This is a genomic window from Trueperella sp., from assembly GCF_043424875.1.
In the GTDB taxonomy this organism is placed as follows: domain Bacteria; phylum Actinomycetota; class Actinomycetes; order Actinomycetales; family Actinomycetaceae; genus Trueperella.
This window is the reverse complement of the sequence record NZ_JBHWPL010000041.1, coordinates 21,926-39,950: the sequence shown is the minus strand read 5'-3', so window position 1 is coordinate 39,950 and position 18,025 is coordinate 21,926. Positions and strand designations below refer to the sequence as shown.

The following is an 18,025-nucleotide window of genomic DNA, read 5'->3' as shown; positions in this document are numbered from 1 at the left end:
CGAGCTGTGCCAACGTGTGAGGAATCTCCGCCTTCGGGCGGAGTGTTTCTTGCCCGGATCCCAGTAAGATCGGTACAGTTCCTCGCTCCGGTGGTGGAATTGGCAGACACACTGCACTCAAAATGCAGCGCTGAAAAGCATGCGGGTTCGAGTCCCGCCCGGAGCACTCACAAGTGCAATACGTGCGAAACGCGCCAACGTCCGAGCACGAATTTGTAGTATTGATGAGAACGTGTCTATGCGGCCGTGCCCATGCGGCGTGGTACCGAGGCACGAAGCAAACAGTGCGATCGGAGGAACGCGTGAAAGACGCAGTGGCGGGTGCCAAGGTTGAACGAATCGAAGACGATACGGACCCCGCAACCGTACGTGTGCTCGTCGTCGAGGATGAGACGCTCATCCGTCTCGACATCGTTGAAACCCTTCAGGACGCCGGCTATACCGTCGTCGCCGAGGGATCGACGGGTGACGAGGCCATTGCCTTGGCCGAGGAGCACGAGCCAGACCTCATCGTCATGGACGTGAAGATGCCCGGCATGGATGGCATCAGCGCAGCCGAGCGCATTCTCGCGGATCACCAGATCGCGATTGTCATGCTCACGGCCTTCTCGCAAAAGGAGCTCGTGGAGCGTGCTCGCGACGCCGGCGCCATGGCCTACGTCGTCAAGCCGTTTACGCCCGAGCATCTGATTCCGGCCGTGGAGATCGCGCTGTCACGCTCGCGCGAGATTGCCTCGCTCGAGAAGGAAGTTGCCTCGCTTGCCGAGAACTTCGAGACGCGCAAGCGCGTGGATCAGGCCAAAGGCCTCCTGCAGGAGAAGATGGGCCTGACCGAGCCGGAGGCGTTCCGCTGGATTCAAAAGACCTCGATGGATCGTCGCCTGACGATGCGCGAGGTTGCCGACGCCGTCGTCGAGCAGGTTGGCGGCAAGTAAAAATTTTCCCGTTCTCGGGCGAATCTGTACGCCCGCTCTAGGGCGCGATAAAAACGCAGGTCAAGCGGCCGGAAGCTGTGAGGTTTCCGGCCGCGTCTGTGACTTCTACCAGCGCGGTCAGCGAGGACCGGCCAGCTTTGAGTACCGTGGCGCGGGCGCGCACGAGCTCGGACGTGTTGGGGGCGAGGTTCGATACGGACAATTCAGTGCCCACTCCGATTCGGCCGTCGGGAGCGTTCGAACGCGCAAGGATCGAGCCGGCATGTTCGACGACGACGCCGTTAATGCCACCGTGCAAGACTCCGTATGGCTGGCGCACATCCCGGGTGGGCATCTCGATGACGCACTCGTCGGCCGTCGTCGTCACAATCTCAATGCCAAGCGTGTCGGCAAGCTGCGTCCAGTTTTCGCTCATGGGTCACAAGTATAGGAGCTAGGCGCTGAAACGTGTCGGCCCCGCGCGATAGGCTAGGGCTCGTGAAAGACAATACTCTTCTTGTGCTCGATGGACACTCGCTCGCGTTCCGGTCATTCTTCGCGCTGCCCGCGGACAATTTCGTGACCGATCAGGGTCAGTACACAAACGCGATCCACGGTTTCCTCTCCACGCTCCTCAAGCTCGTGGCCGATCATTCGCCCACCCATATCGCGGTGGCTTTCGATCTTCCTGGCGGCACGTTCCGTACTCGCGAATACGCGGAGTACAAAGGTGGCCGCGCTGCCACGCCCGAGGAGTTCAAGGGGCAGATCTCGGTGATCCAGGAGGTGCTGGACGTCATTGGCGTTCAGTGGCTGACCTACGAGGACTACGAGGCTGACGACATCGTGGCCACGCTCGCCACTCGCGGCGAGCAGGAGGGCATGAAGGTCTTGATCTCCTCCGGCGATAAGGACACGTATCAGCTGGTTGATGACTCGATCACGCTGCTGTACCCGATGCCGCGTTCGCAGATGGCCGTCTACACGCCCGAGGCCGTGAAGGCGAAGACGGGCGTGGTGCCCGCGCTATATTCCGACGTTGCAGCGCTGGTTGGTGAGAACGCGGACAACATTCCGGGCGTACCACTGTGGGGCGAAAAGACGGCCGCGAAGTGGCTCAATCACTACGGGTCGCTGGAAGCGCTTCTCGAGCATGCCGACGAGATCGGCGGAAAGACCGGCCAGAACCTGCGCGACAACCTCGACATGGTTCGCCGCAACCGCAAGCTCAACGACCTCGTGCGCACCCTCCCAATCGTCGAGGACATGGATGAGCTCAAGCCGCTTGGTGTGGAGCGCGAGAAGATGCACGAGCTCTTTGACACCCTGAACTTCACCACCCTTCGCGAACGGGTGCTCAAGGAGCTCCCGATGCGCGACGGCGAGCCGGGCACAGAGGACGATCACGCCGAAGCCATTGAGGCCACGCTCATTCCTGCTGGATCCATTCCGCTCAGCGAGTTCCTAGAGCAGCACGAGGGTCCGTGGGCACTCGACCTCGAGGGGGATCGGCGCCCGTTGAGAGGCGATGTCGAACGCTTCGCCATCGCCGCCTCGGATCGCGCGGTGTACTACGGCGATAAGCCGGGGCTCGACGTCGTCGACGAGGAAACTCTTGTAGCTTTTCTCGAGGACGCAAGCCAAGAGAAGATCGGCCACGGCACGAAGGGAATTGCCCACGCGTGGGCCGGCGCAGGCATCACGTTGCGCGGCGTTGTGGCGGACACCGAGATCGACGCCTACTTGCTCCATCCCGACCAACGCAAATACGACATCGAGGATCTGGCGCAGCGTTACTTGAACTACGATCTGGCGGCGGCTACGAGTGCCGGAGACACGCTTGGCATTGGCGCCGACGGCACGCTTGTCGAGAGCCCGCTCGCTCCGCGGGCAGCCGCGCTGCATGACCTTCGGGCGGCCTTCGATACTGCACTCGACGCTGCGGATCCGACCGGCGCACTCATTGACCTCGAACTCGCCGTGTCGCAACTGCTCTTTGACATGGAGACCTCGGGCATCGGAGTGGATCAGGAGCGGTTGGCCGCGCTGTACCACGACTTCAACACGCGCGTTGAGGATGCTCAGGATCGCTCCTATGCGGCGATTGGCGACGAGTCCGTGAACTTGTCGAGCCCGAAGCAACTTCAGGAAGTGCTATTCGAGCGGCTCAATCTTCCGAAGACGAAGAAAACGAAGTCGGGATACACCACGAATGCGGATGCGCTTGCCGATCTGCTCGTGAAGATCGCGCTGCGAGAGGACGAGGACGCGCGGGCAGGGCAGGAGTTCCTGTCCGGGCTCATGGATCATCGCGAGGCGATCAAGCTTCGTCAGTCGGTGGAGGGACTCCAGCGGTCGGTTTTGGAAGATGGTCGCATTCACACCACCTTCCAGCAGACGGTGGCGGCCACAGGCCGGCTTTCGTCGACCGACCCAAATCTGCAGAACATCCACACGCGCACTGAAGAGGGGCGGCAGATCCGCGAGATTTTCGTGCCGGGTGAGGGCTACGACTACCTGATGACCGCCGATTACTCGCAGATTGAAATGCGGCTGATGGCACACCTGTCCGAGGACGCCTCGCTCATTCAGGCGTTCAATGACGGCGCCGACCTCCACAACTACGTGGCGGGCCGCGTGTTTGGCATCGACGAGGATGCGGTGACGGGGGAGCAGCGCTCCAAGATCAAGGCGATGAGCTATGGCCTTGCCTACGGCCTATCTGCCTACGGGCTATCTCAGCAGTTGCGCATTTCCGTGGGCGAGGCCGATCGCCTCATGAACGACTACTTCGAGCGCTTCGGCGCAGTTCGCGATTATCTCGATGAGGTGGTGGCGCAGGCGCGCAAGGATGGCTTCACGTCCACGATCATGGGTCGGCGCCGGTACCTGCCCGGGCTGACGAGCCAGAATCGCCAGATGCGCGAGGCTGCCGAGCGGATGGCGTTGAACGCTCCCATTCAGGGGTCGGCGGCCGACATCATCAAGATCGCGATGGTGCTCGTCCAAGATGGCATCGACAAGGCCGGCCTTTCCTCGCGAATGCTGCTTCAGGTCCATGACGAACTGGTCTTCGAGGTCAAGGCAGATGAGGCCGAGAAGCTCGAGCAGATCGTGCGCGAGCAGATGGGCCAGGCCTCCGAGCTCAGCGTGCCGCTGTCCGTTGGCATTGGCGTGGGCCGTAACTGGCGCGACGCCGCCCACTGACCCCAGTGCCCACACGCGCACATTTCCCGCAAACGGTGCAGGTCCTTACCAAATGGGGCAGGAACTTCCTGCCCCGTTTAGATGGAAGTTGCCCCGAATGCAGAGTAGTGGCTGTGGTGAGGTGCGGAGTAGGGGCGCGGCGGAGTGTGGCTAGGCCGCGCGGGCGGAAATGATGATCGTGCCTGGCACGCGCGCTGATCGGGTCGGCCCCCACGCGCCCCACACGACCTCGCGGCCAGCGGGCCACTCCGGCTCCACGCATTCCTCGATCACGAATCCACACTCGCTGAGCGAATTGATGTGATCGGCGAGGGTATGGTGGAAGTTGGCATACTCGAGTTCGCCGTCCTCGAACCGCTCGATGTAGGGCGTGCGATCGAAATAGGAATGCTCGACTCGGAAGGACTCCGGATCGTCGGCAAAGATCCACTTCACCGGATGCGAGCAGGAGAACACCCATCGTCCGCCGAGCCGCACCACCCGCCGGACTTCGCGATGGAGGTCTGCGAGGTCGTCGATGAAGTCGATTGCGCCGAAGCTGGTAAATACGACGTCGAACGCGCCGGTCTCGTAGGGGAGTGCACGAGCATCGGCCACGTCGATCGGGAAGCCTACGCTGTGCTTCGCATTGAGAACCCTCGCCGCTTCAACCATGCCCGGCGCGAGGTCGCACGCCGTGACGTTGAGCCCCTGCGTGGCGAGGTAGCGCGAGCATTGAGCAGCTCCGCACCCGATTTCGAGGATGGACGCACCCCGCAGCGACGAGGGAGAGCCGAGCAGTTCGACGTCGCGCTCTCGCAGACCCTCTGGACCCCAGATGAAATCGGCCTCGCCAAGGACGCCTCCGTACTCGGTCAGGTAATCGTCAGCGTTTTCTGACCACCAGCGGCTGTTTGCTTGCCCGGAGTCGTCGGCTGGGTTAACGGGAATGAAACCGGCACTCAACGGATCCTCCAAGTGTGGTCAAGTCGGCATTCGCGGCGTGCTTCGCGCTTGAATACGGGCGCGTAATAACCGTAAACTAGTCCGTTGGTGCCAGTTTGAAGCTGGAGCCACGAACAATTGTCCATACTAGTAAATTATCCGGAGTCACCAACTCTATGACCACAAACAATCAGACCTCCACGGAGGTCGCCATCAACGACATCGGCACCGAAGAAGAACTCATCGCCGCCGTTGACGAAACAATCAAGTACTTTAACGATGGCGACATCGTTGAAGGCACCGTAGTCAAGGTCGATCGGGACGAAGTCCTCCTCGACATCGGCTACAAGACCGAGGGTGTCATTCCCTCCAAGGAACTTTCCATCAAGCACGACATCGATCCTGATGATGTTGTTGAAGTTGGTGACCAGATCGAGGCTCTCGTTCTCCAGAAGGAGGACAAGGAAGGCCGACTGCTGCTGTCGAAGAAGCGTGCACAGTACGAGCGAGCCTGGGACAAGATCGAAGAAGTCAAGGAAGCGGACGGCGTTGTTACCGGTACCGTCATCGAGGTCGTCAAGGGCGGCCTGATCCTCGACATTGGTCTGCGTGGCTTCCTTCCGGCATCGCTCGTTGAAATGCGTCGCGTCCGCGACCTCCAGCCCTACATCGCCCGTGAGCTTCAGGCCAAGATCATTGAACTGGACAAGAACCGTAACAACGTTGTTCTTTCGCGTCGCGCATGGCTCGAGCAGTCGCAGTCCGAAATCCGCGCTCACTTCCTTGACACCCTCCAGAAGGGTCAGGTTCGTGAGGGCGTCGTCTCCTCGATCGTTAACTTCGGTGCGTTCGTTGACCTCGGCGGGGTCGACGGCCTGGTGCACGTCTCGGAGCTGTCCTGGAAGCACATCGACCACCCCAGCGAGGTCGTCGAGGTCGGCCAGGAAGTCACCGTCGAGGTGCTCGACGTCGACATGGACCGCGAGCGAGTCTCGCTCTCGCTCAAGGCCACGCAGGAAGATCCGTGGCAGACCTTCGCACGTACCCACCGCATTGGTCAGGTCGTGCCGGGCAAGGTCACGAAGCTCGTTCCGTTCGGTGCGTTTGTGCGTGTCGAGGACGGCATCGAGGGCCTCGTCCACATCTCCGAGCTCGCTCAACGCCACATCGACCTGCCGGAGCAGGTTGCCAAGGTTGGCGACGAGGTGTTCGTGAAGGTCATCGACATCGATCTTGATCGTCGCCGCATCTCCCTCTCGCTCAAGCAGGCGAACGAGGGCGTGGACCCGACGTCGGAGGATTTCGATCCGTCGCTCTACGGCATGACCGCCGAGTACGACGACGAGGGCAACTACAAGTACCCGGAGGGCTTCGACCCCGAGGCGAACGAGTGGCTCGAGGGCTACGAGGAGAACCAGGCTGCTTGGGAGGCCGAGTACGCCGAGGCAGAAGCTCGTTGGACCGCCCACAAGGCTCAGGTTGCAGCTCACCAGGAGGCCGACGCTGAGGCGATGGCTTCGGGCGAGTCGGCAGCTCCGGCAGAAGAGGCACCCGCCTCCTACTCGTCGGGCAACGACGCGTCCGGCACGCTCGCCTCTGATGAGGCGCTTGCCGCACTGCGCGAGAAGCTGACCGGCAACTAATCGCCACTGGCTTATGAGGAAAGGGGCACCGCAAGGTGCCCCTTTTCGCGGCCCCTTTTTGTTGCCCGCGTGGTCATTCCAGCTTCGGCACAGCTCGCGCACTCGCAGCCGGCGGATTCACCGTATGCTGAGCTCATGAGAGTTCTGCTAACCGCTTTTGGCCCCTTCGGCTCAAACACGGACAATCCGAGCGAACATATCGTCCGGCGAGTTGCCGAGCGCAGCGACGTCGACGTGCGCATTCTCCCCGTCGAGTTCGAGGCAGCGCGCGAGCAGGTGCGCGATCTGGGTTTCTACGACGTCCACCTGGCCTGCGGCCTTGCCTCCGACCGCACGGTCCCCACGCTCGAGCGGTTCGCCATGAACCGTCAGGACTCCCAGTACGCGGACAACGCCGGCCACCTCGCCGCAGGGGAGGAGATTGACGAATCCGGGCCGCTCGCCGTCGAAACTACGCTGCCATTCAAAGACGTCGTCGATCATGTCCGCGCCCAGGGGATCGCCCTCGACGAGTCGCTCAGCGCCGGCCTATACGTCTGCAACACGGTTATGTACACCGCCATACAGACATCGGGCCGGGCCGGCTTCCTCCACGTGCCTCCGATCGACTACCTTTCTATTGACGACGGCGTGAGGCTCGTCGAACACATTTTGGACGCCGTAGAGAAGGACAACTGATGCTGACACTTGCCCTGACCGGAGGAATTGGTTCTGGAAAGTCTCTCGTTGCATCGATCTGGAAGGAATATGGCGCTCACGTCATCGACGCTGACCAGGTGGCACGCGACGTCGTCGAGCCCGGAACACCCGCCTACGAAAAGATTGCAGACCGTTGGGGAGAGGACGTTATTGGCGACGACGGCCGACTGGATCGCCCGGCCTTGGCGAAGATCGTCTTCGCACACACCCCCGAGCGAGCAATGCTGAACTCAATCACGCACCCAGCTGTCGCGGACGAGGTGAAGCGTCAGCTGACAGAAATCCGCGAGCGCGATCCGAACGCCGTCGTTGTGTATGACGTGCCGCTGCTCGTCGGTCAGCCTGGCCAGTTCGCCATGACAGCAAATGTCACCGTCAATACGGACGAACATATCCGAATCGCGCGTTTGAAGGAGACCCGCGGGATGTCGGACGAGGACGCCCGCGGGCGCATCAATTCCCAACCCACTGACGTGGACCGCACGGCAATTGCGGACGTCGTGATCATTAACGAGGGCGCCGAATCCGACCTCCGCGAAGATCTCGAGGTGATCTGGCAGGCGTGGATCGTCCCGTTCAACGAGCGGCTGTCCGGTGGAGAGTTCTCCGAGGCACACCTCCCAGAGAGCGGCGCCGTGGTCTACCGCGATACGCCAGACCTGCAGATCCAACGGCTCGAGGCGCTCGGCTTTGATGTCTCCGACGACGACGGCACGCTCATTCTCGACGGACCTGCGGATATGCTGGCGCGCGCGGGATGGGTGGAAGCTGATGGGCAATGGCGACTCGCGAACCCCGCCCTCGACATGAGCGCGAGGCTCGCCTAGGTTCCCTGTTGGCAAACTAACTACGGGATTGTCAGCGCGAGGCACTACTGTAAAACTCATGCAACCAGTCAGTGATATCGTCCGCGCTGAGGCTCCGTTTGAGGTCATTTCCGAGTACACGCCCTCGGGTGATCAGCCGCAGGCCATCAAGGAGCTTGTGGAGCGGATCAATAACGGCGAGAGCGATATCGTTCTGCTCGGCGCCACCGGTACAGGTAAGTCGGCAACCACGGCTTGGCTCGTCGAACAGATCCAGCGCCCAACTCTCATCATGGAGCCGAACAAGACTCTGGCTGCGCAGATGGCCGCAGAGTTTCGGGAGTTGTTGCCCAATAACGCGGTTGAATACTTCGTCTCCTACTACGACTACTACCAGCCCGAGGCCTACGTTCCGCAGTCGGATACCTACATCGAAAAGGACTCGTCCATCAATGACGAGGTTGAGCGCCTGCGCCACTCCGCCACGAATTCGTTGCTCACGCGGCGCGACGTCGTGGTGGTCGCGTCCGTTTCGTGCATCTACGGTCTCGGTACTCCGCAAGAGTACGTGGATCGAATGGTGCAACTGGAGGTCGGCCAACAGCTTGATCGAGACGCGCTTCTTAAGCAGTTCGTCTCCATGCAGTACACCCGCAACGACATGGCGTTCACGCGCGGCACGTTCCGCGTGCGTGGCGATACGGTTGAGATTATCCCCGTGTACGAAGAGCTCGCGGTGCGTATCGAATTCTTTGGCGACGAGATCGATGCGATCTCGCTCCTGCACCCGCTCACCGGGAACGTTCTGCGCGATGCGACGCACGCTCACATCTTTCCCGCCTCGCACTACGTGGCGGGTCCCGAACGAATGGAACGCGCCATGGCCTCAATCAAAGAAGAGCTTGACGTGCGCCTCGAGGAGTTCCGCGAACAGGGCAAACTTCTGGAGGCTCAGCGCCTCGAAATGCGCACGACCTTCGATCTCGAAATGATCCGCAACCTCGGAACATGCTCGGGTATCGAGAACTATTCGCGCCACATTGACGGGCGCGGCCCGGGCACCCCGCCGCACACCCTTCTCGATTACTTCCCGGAGGATTTCGTGCTCGTCATCGACGAGTCGCACGTGACAGTTCCGCAGATCGGTGCCATGTTCGAAGGCGACATGTCCCGGAAGCGAACGCTCGTTGAACACGGCTTCCGCCTGCCATCCGCGATGGATAACCGCCCGCTCAAGTGGGATGAGTTCCTCGAGCGCATCGGGCAGACTGTCTATCTCTCGGCGACGCCGGGCAAGTACGAGCTCGAGCAATCCGACGGCGTGGTTGAGCAGATCATTCGCCCCACCGGGCTCGTGGACCCCGAGGTAATCGTCAAACCCACAAAGGGCCAGATCGACGACCTGCTCGAGGAAGTCCGGATCCGCACTGAGCGCGACGAGCGCGTGCTCGTGACGACGCTGACGAAGAAGATGGCAGAAGATCTCACGGACTACCTGGCAGAGCGCGGCGTCCGCGTGGAGTACCTGCACTCCGACGTCGACACGCTGCGCCGCGTCGAGCTCCTGCGCGAGCTTCGCCTCGGGAAGTTCGACGTGCTCGTGGGCATCAACCTGCTGCGCGAGGGTCTTGACCTTCCAGAAGTCTCGCTCGTGGCCATTCTCGACGCCGATAAGCAGGGCTTCCTGCGCTCGACGACCTCGCTCATTCAGACGATCGGCCGTGCGGCACGAAACGTCTCCGGCCAAGTCCACATGTATGCCGACCAGATCACGGCGAACATGAAAGAAGCGATTGACGAGACCAATCGTCGTCGTGACAAGCAACTGGCCTACAACAAGGCGAACGGCATCGATCCGACCCCGCTGCGCAAGAAAATCTCGGATGTGACCGACATGCTCGCGCGCGAGGACATTGATACGGAGATGCTCCTGGACGGGGGATACCGCAGGGAGAGTTCGATCTCCGAACGCCTGCCCCAAGATGGGCGCGAGATTCGCCAGCTCCTCGAAGACCTCACCGAGCAAATGCACGCCGCCGCCGAACAACTTCAGTTCGAGCTCGCCGCGCGATTGCGCGATGAGATTGAGGACGTCAAGAGGGAGCTGCGCCAGATCGACGCCGGGTGATGTCTCGAATCACACGAGCTCACTGGTTACGGCGCGGCGCATTTGGGCTAGGATCGACTCTGGCGGAGGGGAGTATTCCCACCCAACATCGACTCGTCAGTACGGCATTTGCCCGGGTCGAGGCCTTCACAGGCGGGAAGAGACCTCCGGTACCACTATTTGACGTACCGGAAGGAGCCCCATGTCATCTGGGCTATTTCACACAACGCTTGTGACCGCGCAAAACTCAGCAGAAGCCATGGTCGTGCACACGTGGGAGTGGTTCGCGCTATTTGGCGTAATCATTGTGCTCATCGCTTGGGATCTACTCGGACACGTGCGCAAGCCCCACGATCCGACGCTAAAAGAGGCGGCGATTTGGTCGACCTTCTACATCGCGATCGCATTGCTCTTCGGCGTCCTCATGTACTTCCGGCACAGTCCGCAGTTCGCCACCGAGTACTTCGTCGGCTATCTGACGGAGAAATCCCTATCGCTCGATAACATCTTCGTCTTTATCATCATCATCGCAGCCTTCAAGGTGCCCCGGATCTACCAGCAAAAGGTGGTCATGTGGGGCATCGTCATCGCACTCGTCTTGCGCTTCGCGTTCATCATGGTGGCCGCGGCGGTCATCGAGCGCTTTGCCTGGGTGTTCTTCCTCTTCGGCGCGTGGATGCTGTACACGGCCATCGACCAGATTCGCGACGGCATTGAGCAAGAGAGAGATCGGCGCGATCCGAACGCGGCGGATCCGTCGGATGACTACAAGCCGAACGTGTTGACGAAGCAGGCTTCGCGTTTGTTCAACGTGACGGACGGATACGTCGGCCAGCGTATGGTCGTGCGCCGCGGTGGCAAGACGTGGATTACGCCCCTCATGCTGTGCGTGATCTCCATCGGATCGATCGACATCATGTTCGCACTTGACTCCATCCCGGCCATCTACGGCCTCACCCGCGAACCGTTCATCGTGTTCGCCGCCAACGCCTTCTCGCTGCTCGGGTTGCGTCAGCTGTACTTCCTTGTGGACGGTCTGCTGGATCGGCTGATCTATCTCCACTTCGGCTTGGCCTTCATCCTCGGATTCATTGCGTTCAAGCTGCTCGTTCATGCGTTCCACGGCTACGACTTGCTCACGTTCATCCCCGAGCCGACCCCGCTTCAGTCGGCGGCGGTTATCCTCGGAGCGATTACGGTGACTGTGATCGTCTCACTGTGGGGCGCAAAGAAATGGCCGACGATTCATTCGCCTGCCGACATCGCGGCGGACATCGGGCCGCACGCGCGAACGACCCCGTCGATTGGCGAGAGTCCGTTGCACGGGGAGAGCCGGTCCCTTGACGCAAGCCCGAGCGCTTCCGACGACGATCGCAACAAGGACCTAGGTGAGGGGCGCGAGCACCGCACGGATACCTTCATGAGCGATCCCGACGAAGACCGGCCAGGTAGCGCCTGGAAGTAGTTAGCCGGCCTGATCCGGTAGCGGCTCGGGAGCGTCCTCTCGTCCGAGGCGGCGCGCGAGAACCGCGGCAACCATGAGCTGAATCTGGTGGAAGATAATCACTGGAACGGCCACGGCGCCGACGATCGCGGGATCGAAGAGAGCCTTTGCCATGGGCAATCCCGTGGCGAGTGACTTCTTCGAGCCACACATGAGCAGGACGATCTTTTCGTCGCGAGGGAAGCCGAGGATCCTGCCGCCGTACCAGGTGAAGGTCAAAATGATGGCCAGTAGCGCCGATAGGACGATGCACAGGACGATGAATCCGCCGAGGGTAACGGAGGTCCATGCGCCGTCGTTCGTCGCCTTAACGACGGCGGAGAACACCACGAGGATGATCGCCGAATTGTCGGTGATTTTTGTGAGGTTTCGGTGTCCGCGCATCCAATCGCCCACGAACGGCTGAAGGAACTGACCGATCACGAACGGCAGGAGCAACTTGAGCAGAACGGATTGGATGCCGCCCGTCGAGGCGTCGTCCATGTTCATGAATACGAGGACGAGGACTGGCGTGAGGAACATGCCTAGGATGTTCGAGATGGTCGCGGCGCACACCGCACTGGCCACGTCACCGCGGGCGATCGATACAAATGTCACCGAGGACTGGACGGTCGAGGGGAGCAGGCTCAGGTAGAGCAGGCCGGTGGCAAACGCCGTTCCGATGATCGATCCCGTCAGCCAGTAGAACGCGAGGCCGAGCAGCGGAAAGATCACGTAGGTGGCGGCGAGCACGGCCGTTTGAAGCTTGATGTTCTTCAGGCCTTCGATCACTTCGCTCGTGCGCAGGCGCATGCCATAGACGAGGAAGACCATGCCCACGCCTATGTCGGCGATGGTCGAGAAGACGGCGGCGACGTCGTCGGGAACGGGAACGACGAGCCCCAAAATCAGGGCGGTGACGATGCCGGTGAGCAGGAAGTCCGGCTTAAAGCGCCGTAGCAGATCCTTCACCTATGCCCACGGGCCGTAGACCTGAGTCCATTCGAGTGCCTCGCGCTCCACGATCACGCCCACCTCGTTGAAGGGATCGGCGTCGACGAGGCTGAGAGCCTCGGTTGCATCGTCCGCGCGAACGATGAGCAGCGCACCATCGGAGCCGAGTGGTCCGGAGGCGAGCAGTGCGCCCTGGTCGAACAGGCTGCGCAGGTACTCGCGGTGAACTGGGCGCGTGCGCGCAATGAGGTCGGTGTCGGGTGAGTAGTTGTATCGGATCGCGTAGATTGCCATGAGCCCATCCTAAGTCACAGGTGCGCGGTCGTGGTCACGGGCGCACGGTGAGGCTCACTCGCAAAGAATCGCCTGTGGCAAAATCATCAAACAACCGTTCGAAAGTGTCGGTGCCAGCGCCTAGAATTGGACGCGTGCACGAACATATTCATATTCAAGGAGCCCGCGAACATAACCTTCAAAATGTCACGCTTGAGATTCCGCGTGGCAAGATGGTTGCCTTCACGGGGCTTTCCGGATCCGGAAAATCCTCGCTCGCCTTCGATACGATTTTCGCAGAGGGTCAGCGCCGCTACGTTGAGTCGCTCTCGGCCTACGCGCGCCAATTCTTAGGGCAGATGGACAAGCCGGACGTGGATTTCATCGAGGGCCTGTCACCTGCGGTATCGATCGATCAGAAGTCCACGAACCGCAATCCGCGATCGACGGTCGGCACGATCACCGAGGTCTACGATTACCTGCGTTTGCTCTATGCGCGCGCAGGCACGCAGTACTGCCCTGTGTGCGGGGAGAAGATTCAGGCGCAGAGCGCCGAACAAATCGTTAATGCGCTGCTGGAGTACGACGACGGCACTCGCTTCCAAGTCCTCGCTCCGGTCATCCGCGGGCGCAAGGGGGAACACGAAGAGATTTTCCGCACGCTCACGGCGGACGGCTACTCGCGTGCGCGCGTGGATGGCGAGCTCATTCGCTTGGATAGCCCGCCGAAACTTGCCAAGACGAAGAAGCATGACATCGAGGTGGTCGTGGACCGTCTCGCTATCCGCGAGGGCATGCGATCCCGCCTCAACGATTCGGTGGAGACGGCGCTGCGCCTAGCCGACGGTCGCCTGATCATCGAGTTCGTCGATCTCGATACCGACGATCCGCAACGCGAGCGCAAGTTCTCCGAATTCCGATCGTGCCCCAACGGCCACGTGCTCGAGATCGAGGAGATCGAGCCGCGCACGTTTTCCTTTAACGCACCGTACGGCTCGTGCGAGGATTGCGACGGCATTGGCTACAAGGTCCAGGTCTCGCCGGATCTGGTCGTGCCAGATGAAGATCTGTCGATCGACGCGGGCGCGCTCGTGCCGTGGTCTGTGACGGCCTCGCAAAGCGCGCGCGATTACCACATGCGCCAGCTGGAGGGCCTCGGCGACGAGCTCGGCTTTTCGACGGCGACCAAGTGGAAGAACCTGCCAGATGACGCGAAAGACGCGATCCTCAACGGCAAAGATTTCAAGGTCAAGATGCGCTACCGCAACCGCTGGGGGCGCGAGAAGATCTACTCCACGGGATTCGAGGGAGTTCTCCACTTCGTCAAGCGCAAGTACGACGAGACGTCGTCGGACTGGTCGCGCGAGCGCTACAAAGGGTTCATGCGTGACGTAACCTGCAAGACCTGTGGGGGAGCGCGCCTGAAGCCCGAGGTGCTCGCCGTGCGCGTGGGCGAACTGAACATTCACGAACTCACGGAGCTCTCGATCGGCGAAGCACTGGATTACTTGAAGTCCCTCGAGCTCGGCAAGCGCGAGAAGAAGATTGCCGACGCCGTCCTCAAGGAGATCCTCGAACGCCTGTCCTTCCTTGTGACGGTCGGTCTCAATTACCTGACGATGTCGCGCTCGGCCGGCTCACTCTCGGGCGGCGAAGCGCAGCGAATCCGATTGGCCACGCAGATCGGCGCGGGCCTCGTCGGCGTCCTGTACGTCCTTGATGAGCCCTCCATCGGTCTTCATCAGCGCGATAACGAACGCCTGCTCAGCGCGCTTCTTCATCTGCGCGATCTTGGCAACACGCTCATCGTCGTCGAACACGATGAGGAGACGATCCGGCAGTCGGACTGGGTGGTCGATATTGGCCCGCGAGCCGGAGAATTCGGTGGCAACATCGTCTATTCGGGCGAGCCAGCTGGCCTGCTCGAGAGCGAGGATTCTCTGACGGGCGCCTACCTCTCGGGCCACAAGGAGATCGGCGTGCCGGCCACCCGGCGTCGCGTCTATAAGACGAAGCAGATCGAGGTGACAGGTGCCAGGGAGAACAATCTGCGCAACATTGACGTGAAGTTCCCGATCGGTGTGTTCACCGCGGTCACTGGCGTCTCGGGCTCGGGTAAGTCATCGATCGTCAACGAGATCCTCTACAAAGTGCTCGCCAACAAGCTCAACCGTGCGCAGTCGCTGCCCGGCAAGCACACGGCGGTCAAGGGCCTTGACCAACTCGACAAGGTCGTGCACGTGGATCAGTCGCCGATCGGACGCACACCGCGCTCGAATCCTGCCACGTACACGGGGATGTGGGACCCGATCCGTCGGATCTTCTCCGAAACGGAGGAGGCGAAGATTCGCGGGTACGGCCCAGGCCGATTCTCGTTCAACGTCAAGGGCGGGCGGTGCGAATCCTGTTCGGGCGACGGCACGATCAAAATTGAGATGAACTTCCTTCCGGACGTGTATGTGCCGTGCGAAGTCTGTCACGGCACGCGCTACAACCGTGAAACGCTCGAGGTGCGATACAAGGGCAAGAATGTGGCCGAAGTGCTCGACATGACGATTTCGCAGGCGAAGGAGTTTTTCGCCTCCGTCACGCGCATCACGAAGTACCTCGAAGTGCTCGAGTCGGTGGGCCTTGGCTACATCCGGCTCGGCCAACCGGCCACCACGCTGTCGGGCGGCGAGGCTCAGCGCGTCAAGCTCGCCTCCGAGCTTCACAAGCGCTCCAGCGGCAAGACGGTCTACATGCTCGACGAGCCGACCACCGGCCTTCACTTCGAGGATGTGCGCAAGCTGCTGGGCGTGCTTCAGGAGCTCACCGACAAGGGCAATACCGTCATCGTCATCGAGCACAACCTCGACGTCATCAAGAGCGCCGATTGGGTCATTGACCTCGGGCCTGAAGGTGGCAACGCGGGCGGAACGCTCGTGGCCGAAGGAACGCCGGAGCACGTGGCGCTCGTGGAGGAGTCGCACACTGGCCGCTACCTGAAGCCGATCTTGGAGAAGGCAGGTACTCTCAAGTAGATGGCACATCCGGAGAGCTATCGCCCACGAACGGGCGATATTCCCACGGACCCGGGCGTCTACCGATTCATCGATGAGGACGACCGGGTCATCTACGTGGGCAAAGCGAAATCACTTCGCAACCGGTTGCTCAACTATTTCCAAGACCCGGCGCTCCTGCACGCGCGCACGCGCCAAATGGTGTTCACGGCAGCGCGAGTCGAATGGGTCGTCGTCGGCAGTGAAATCGAGGCGCTCACTCTCGAATACGCGTGGATCAAGGAGTTCGCGCCGCGCTTTAACGTCATGTACCGGGACGACAAGTCCTATCCGTACCTCGCGATCACGATGAGCGAGAAATACCCGCGGGTCACCGTCACGCGCAACGCTCACCGCCGGGGCAATCGCTACTACGGCCCGTATACGAAGGTGTGGGCCGTGCGCGAGTCGCTTGACCAGCTCCTGCGCGTCTTCCCGATTCGATCGTGTACGGCGGGCGTGTTCCGCAACGCCGAGCGCGCCGGGCGGCCGTGTTTGCTCGGCTATATCGATAAGTGCTCCGCTCCGTGCGTCGGGCGCGTATCCGAGGACGAGCATCGCGATATCGCCAAGAGAATGGTTCGCTTCCTCGACGGATCGGGAGAGGAGCTCATCCGCGAGAAGAAGCGCGAGATGGCGCAGGCGGCCGCCGAGCAGGACTACGAGCGCGCGGCCAAGCTTCGCGACGACGTCCTCGCGCTCGAGACCGTCGCCGAACGAAACACGGTGGTCTTTGACTCGGATGTGGACGCCGACGTGTTTGGCCTCGTGTTCGACGAGCTCGAGGCGTCTGTCCAGGTGTTCTTCATCCGCGGTGGCCGGATACGCGGTCAGCGCGGCTGGGTTACGACGATCGAGGACGAGGACGCGGCCGGGCTTGTGAACCAACTCCTCCTTCAGGTCTATGGCCACTTCTCACAGACCCCCGGGCAGCGCACAAAGCAGCGGGCCAGGTCAGTCGACGACGTCGACCACACGGCAGCAACCTCAATGCCGCGGGAGATCTGGGTGCCGGAGATTCCCACCGACAAGGCCACGCTCTCGACGTGGCTGACCGAGCTCAGAGGCGGAAAGGTGACGATCCGCCAGCCTAAGCGCGGTCCCAAGGCCACGCTCATGGAGACCGTTCACACGAATGCCGAGCAGGCCTTGCGCCGCCATAAGCTGGCACGCGCCGGTGACATCACCGAACGCTCGCAGGCGCTCGAGGAGCTGCGTGAGGGGCTCGGGCTCGAGCGGGCGCCCCTGCGCATCGAGGGCTACGACATCTCGCACACGCAAGGGACCAATCAGGTCGGCTCGATGGTCGTGTTCGAGGACGGCCTTGCTAAGAAGTCCGACTACCGGCATTTCATCGTGCGCGGCCCCGACGGCGAGGGCGCGCGCGACGATACGGCCGCCATGGACGAGGTGTTACGACGACGGCTCAAGCGGCTCGAGGAAACCGAGAGCGTTGCGGATGCCTCGGAGGATCACGAATCCGGGCCAGTCGAACCTGGCTCTAGGCCGCGCTTTGCCTACCGGCCGGACCTCATCGTCGTCGACGGCGGTCTTCCGCAGGTCAACGCGGCTCAGAAAGTCATTGACGAGCTGGGCGCGGACGTGATGGTGATCGGCCTGGCGAAGCGTCTCGAAGAAATCTGGTTGCCCGGCGAGCAGTTCCCGATCATTCTCTCGCGCTCGTCGCCTGCGTTGCGGCTTCTTCAGCACCTGCGCGATGAGTCGCACCGATTTGCAATCACCTTCCATCGTAAGAAGCGCTCGAAGGCGATGACCAGATCGGCGCTCGATGAGATCGCGGGCCTCGGTCCGGCGAAGCAGACCGCCTTGCTCAAACATTTCAAATCGGTGGCTCGGATCAAGGCGGCAACTGTGGCGGATTTGCAGGACGTTCCCGGTATCGGACCGGCCATGGCCACGACCATTCATGATCACTTCTCAAGAAAGTCAGAGGAAAAACTGGCACCATAGTGC

General features: G+C 61.4%; 12 protein-coding genes, 1 tRNA gene and 1 pseudogene. 10 read left to right on the top strand and 4 right to left on the bottom strand.

From position 1 onward, the window contains the following. Positions 1 to 84 precede the first annotated feature (84 nt). Together ACHFFR_RS03705 and ACHFFR_RS03700 are read left to right on the top strand one after the other, a co-directional pair. Positions 85 to 166 (top strand) — tRNA-Leu (locus ACHFFR_RS03705). A 172-nt stretch (positions 167 to 338) separates the two neighbouring features. Beyond that, the gene (locus ACHFFR_RS03700; protein ID WP_394262968.1) at positions 339 to 935 is read left to right on the top strand and encodes an ANTAR domain-containing response regulator; all 597 of its coding nucleotides are present in this window, start codon (positions 339 to 341) and stop codon (positions 933 to 935) included. A 37-nt stretch (positions 936 to 972) separates the two neighbouring features. On the opposite strand, the gene ACHFFR_RS03695 is transcribed toward ACHFFR_RS03700, so the two are convergent. Continuing rightward, entirely contained in the window at positions 973 to 1,350 is a 378-nt protein-coding gene (locus ACHFFR_RS03695; protein ID WP_394262927.1) for a PaaI family thioesterase, read from the bottom strand. A gap of 62 nt (positions 1,351 to 1,412) precedes the next feature. On the opposite strand from ACHFFR_RS03695, the gene polA reads away from it, so the two are divergent. Next, positions 1,413 to 4,121, top strand: coding sequence for a DNA polymerase I (gene polA, locus ACHFFR_RS03690; RefSeq protein ID WP_394262926.1), 2,709 nt, complete (start codon positions 1,413 to 1,415; stop codon positions 4,119 to 4,121). Positions 4,122 to 4,271: 150 nt separating this feature from the next. Here polA and ACHFFR_RS03685 read toward each other — a convergent pair whose 3' ends face one another. Further along, entirely contained in the window at positions 4,272 to 5,066 is a 795-nt protein-coding gene (locus ACHFFR_RS03685) for a methyltransferase domain-containing protein (RefSeq protein WP_394262925.1), read from the bottom strand. A gap of 155 nt (positions 5,067 to 5,221) precedes the next feature. On the opposite strand from ACHFFR_RS03685, the gene rpsA reads away from it, so the two are divergent. The 5 genes and pseudogenes from rpsA to ACHFFR_RS03660 all read left to right on the top strand — a co-directional run. Further along, on the top strand, positions 5,222 to 6,688 hold the full coding sequence (gene rpsA / locus ACHFFR_RS03680) for a 30S ribosomal protein S1 (RefSeq protein ID WP_394262924.1): 1,467 nt from the start codon (positions 5,222 to 5,224) through the stop codon (positions 6,686 to 6,688). 135 nt (positions 6,689 to 6,823) lie between these two features. Then, positions 6,824 to 7,366, top strand: a complete 543-nt coding sequence (locus ACHFFR_RS03675) for a hypothetical protein (protein ID WP_394262923.1) — start codon at positions 6,824 to 6,826, stop codon at positions 7,364 to 7,366. Continuing rightward, positions 7,366 to 8,214, top strand: coding sequence for a dephospho-CoA kinase (coaE, locus tag ACHFFR_RS03670; RefSeq protein WP_394262922.1), 849 nt, complete (start codon positions 7,366 to 7,368; stop codon positions 8,212 to 8,214). Before ACHFFR_RS03675 ends, coaE begins: the two co-directional genes overlap by 1 nt. Before the next feature lie 58 nt (positions 8,215 to 8,272). After that, complete coding sequence (gene uvrB, locus ACHFFR_RS03665) at positions 8,273 to 10,321, top strand: excinuclease ABC subunit UvrB (RefSeq protein ID WP_394262921.1); 2,049 nt, start codon at positions 8,273 to 8,275, stop codon at positions 10,319 to 10,321. A gap of 238 nt (positions 10,322 to 10,559) precedes the next feature. Then, positions 10,560 to 11,519: pseudogene (locus ACHFFR_RS03660) on the top strand (TerC/Alx family metal homeostasis membrane protein); the annotation flags it as partial. Positions 11,520 to 11,765: 246 nt separating this feature from the next. Here ACHFFR_RS03660 and ACHFFR_RS03655 read toward each other — a convergent pair. Together ACHFFR_RS03655 and ACHFFR_RS03650 are read right to left on the bottom strand one after the other, a co-directional pair. Next, a complete protein-coding gene (locus tag ACHFFR_RS03655; RefSeq protein WP_394262920.1) occupies positions 11,766 to 12,755 on the bottom strand; it encodes a bile acid:sodium symporter family protein in 990 nt (329 codons plus the stop codon). Continuing rightward, positions 12,756 to 13,031, bottom strand: a complete 276-nt coding sequence (locus tag ACHFFR_RS03650; protein ID WP_394262919.1) for a YciI family protein — start codon at positions 13,029 to 13,031, stop codon at positions 12,756 to 12,758. Between the two features lie 134 nt (positions 13,032 to 13,165). Here ACHFFR_RS03650 and uvrA point away from each other — a divergent pair, with 134 nt between their 5' ends. Further along, entirely contained in the window at positions 13,166 to 16,033 is a 2,868-nt protein-coding gene (gene uvrA, locus ACHFFR_RS03645; protein WP_394262918.1) for an excinuclease ABC subunit UvrA, read from the top strand. After that, positions 16,034 to 18,022 (top strand): excinuclease ABC subunit UvrC, encoded by a 1,989-nt coding sequence (uvrC, locus tag ACHFFR_RS03640; protein WP_394262917.1) that lies wholly within the window; start codon positions 16,034 to 16,036, stop codon positions 18,020 to 18,022. Positions 18,023 to 18,025: the final 3 nt, after the last annotated feature.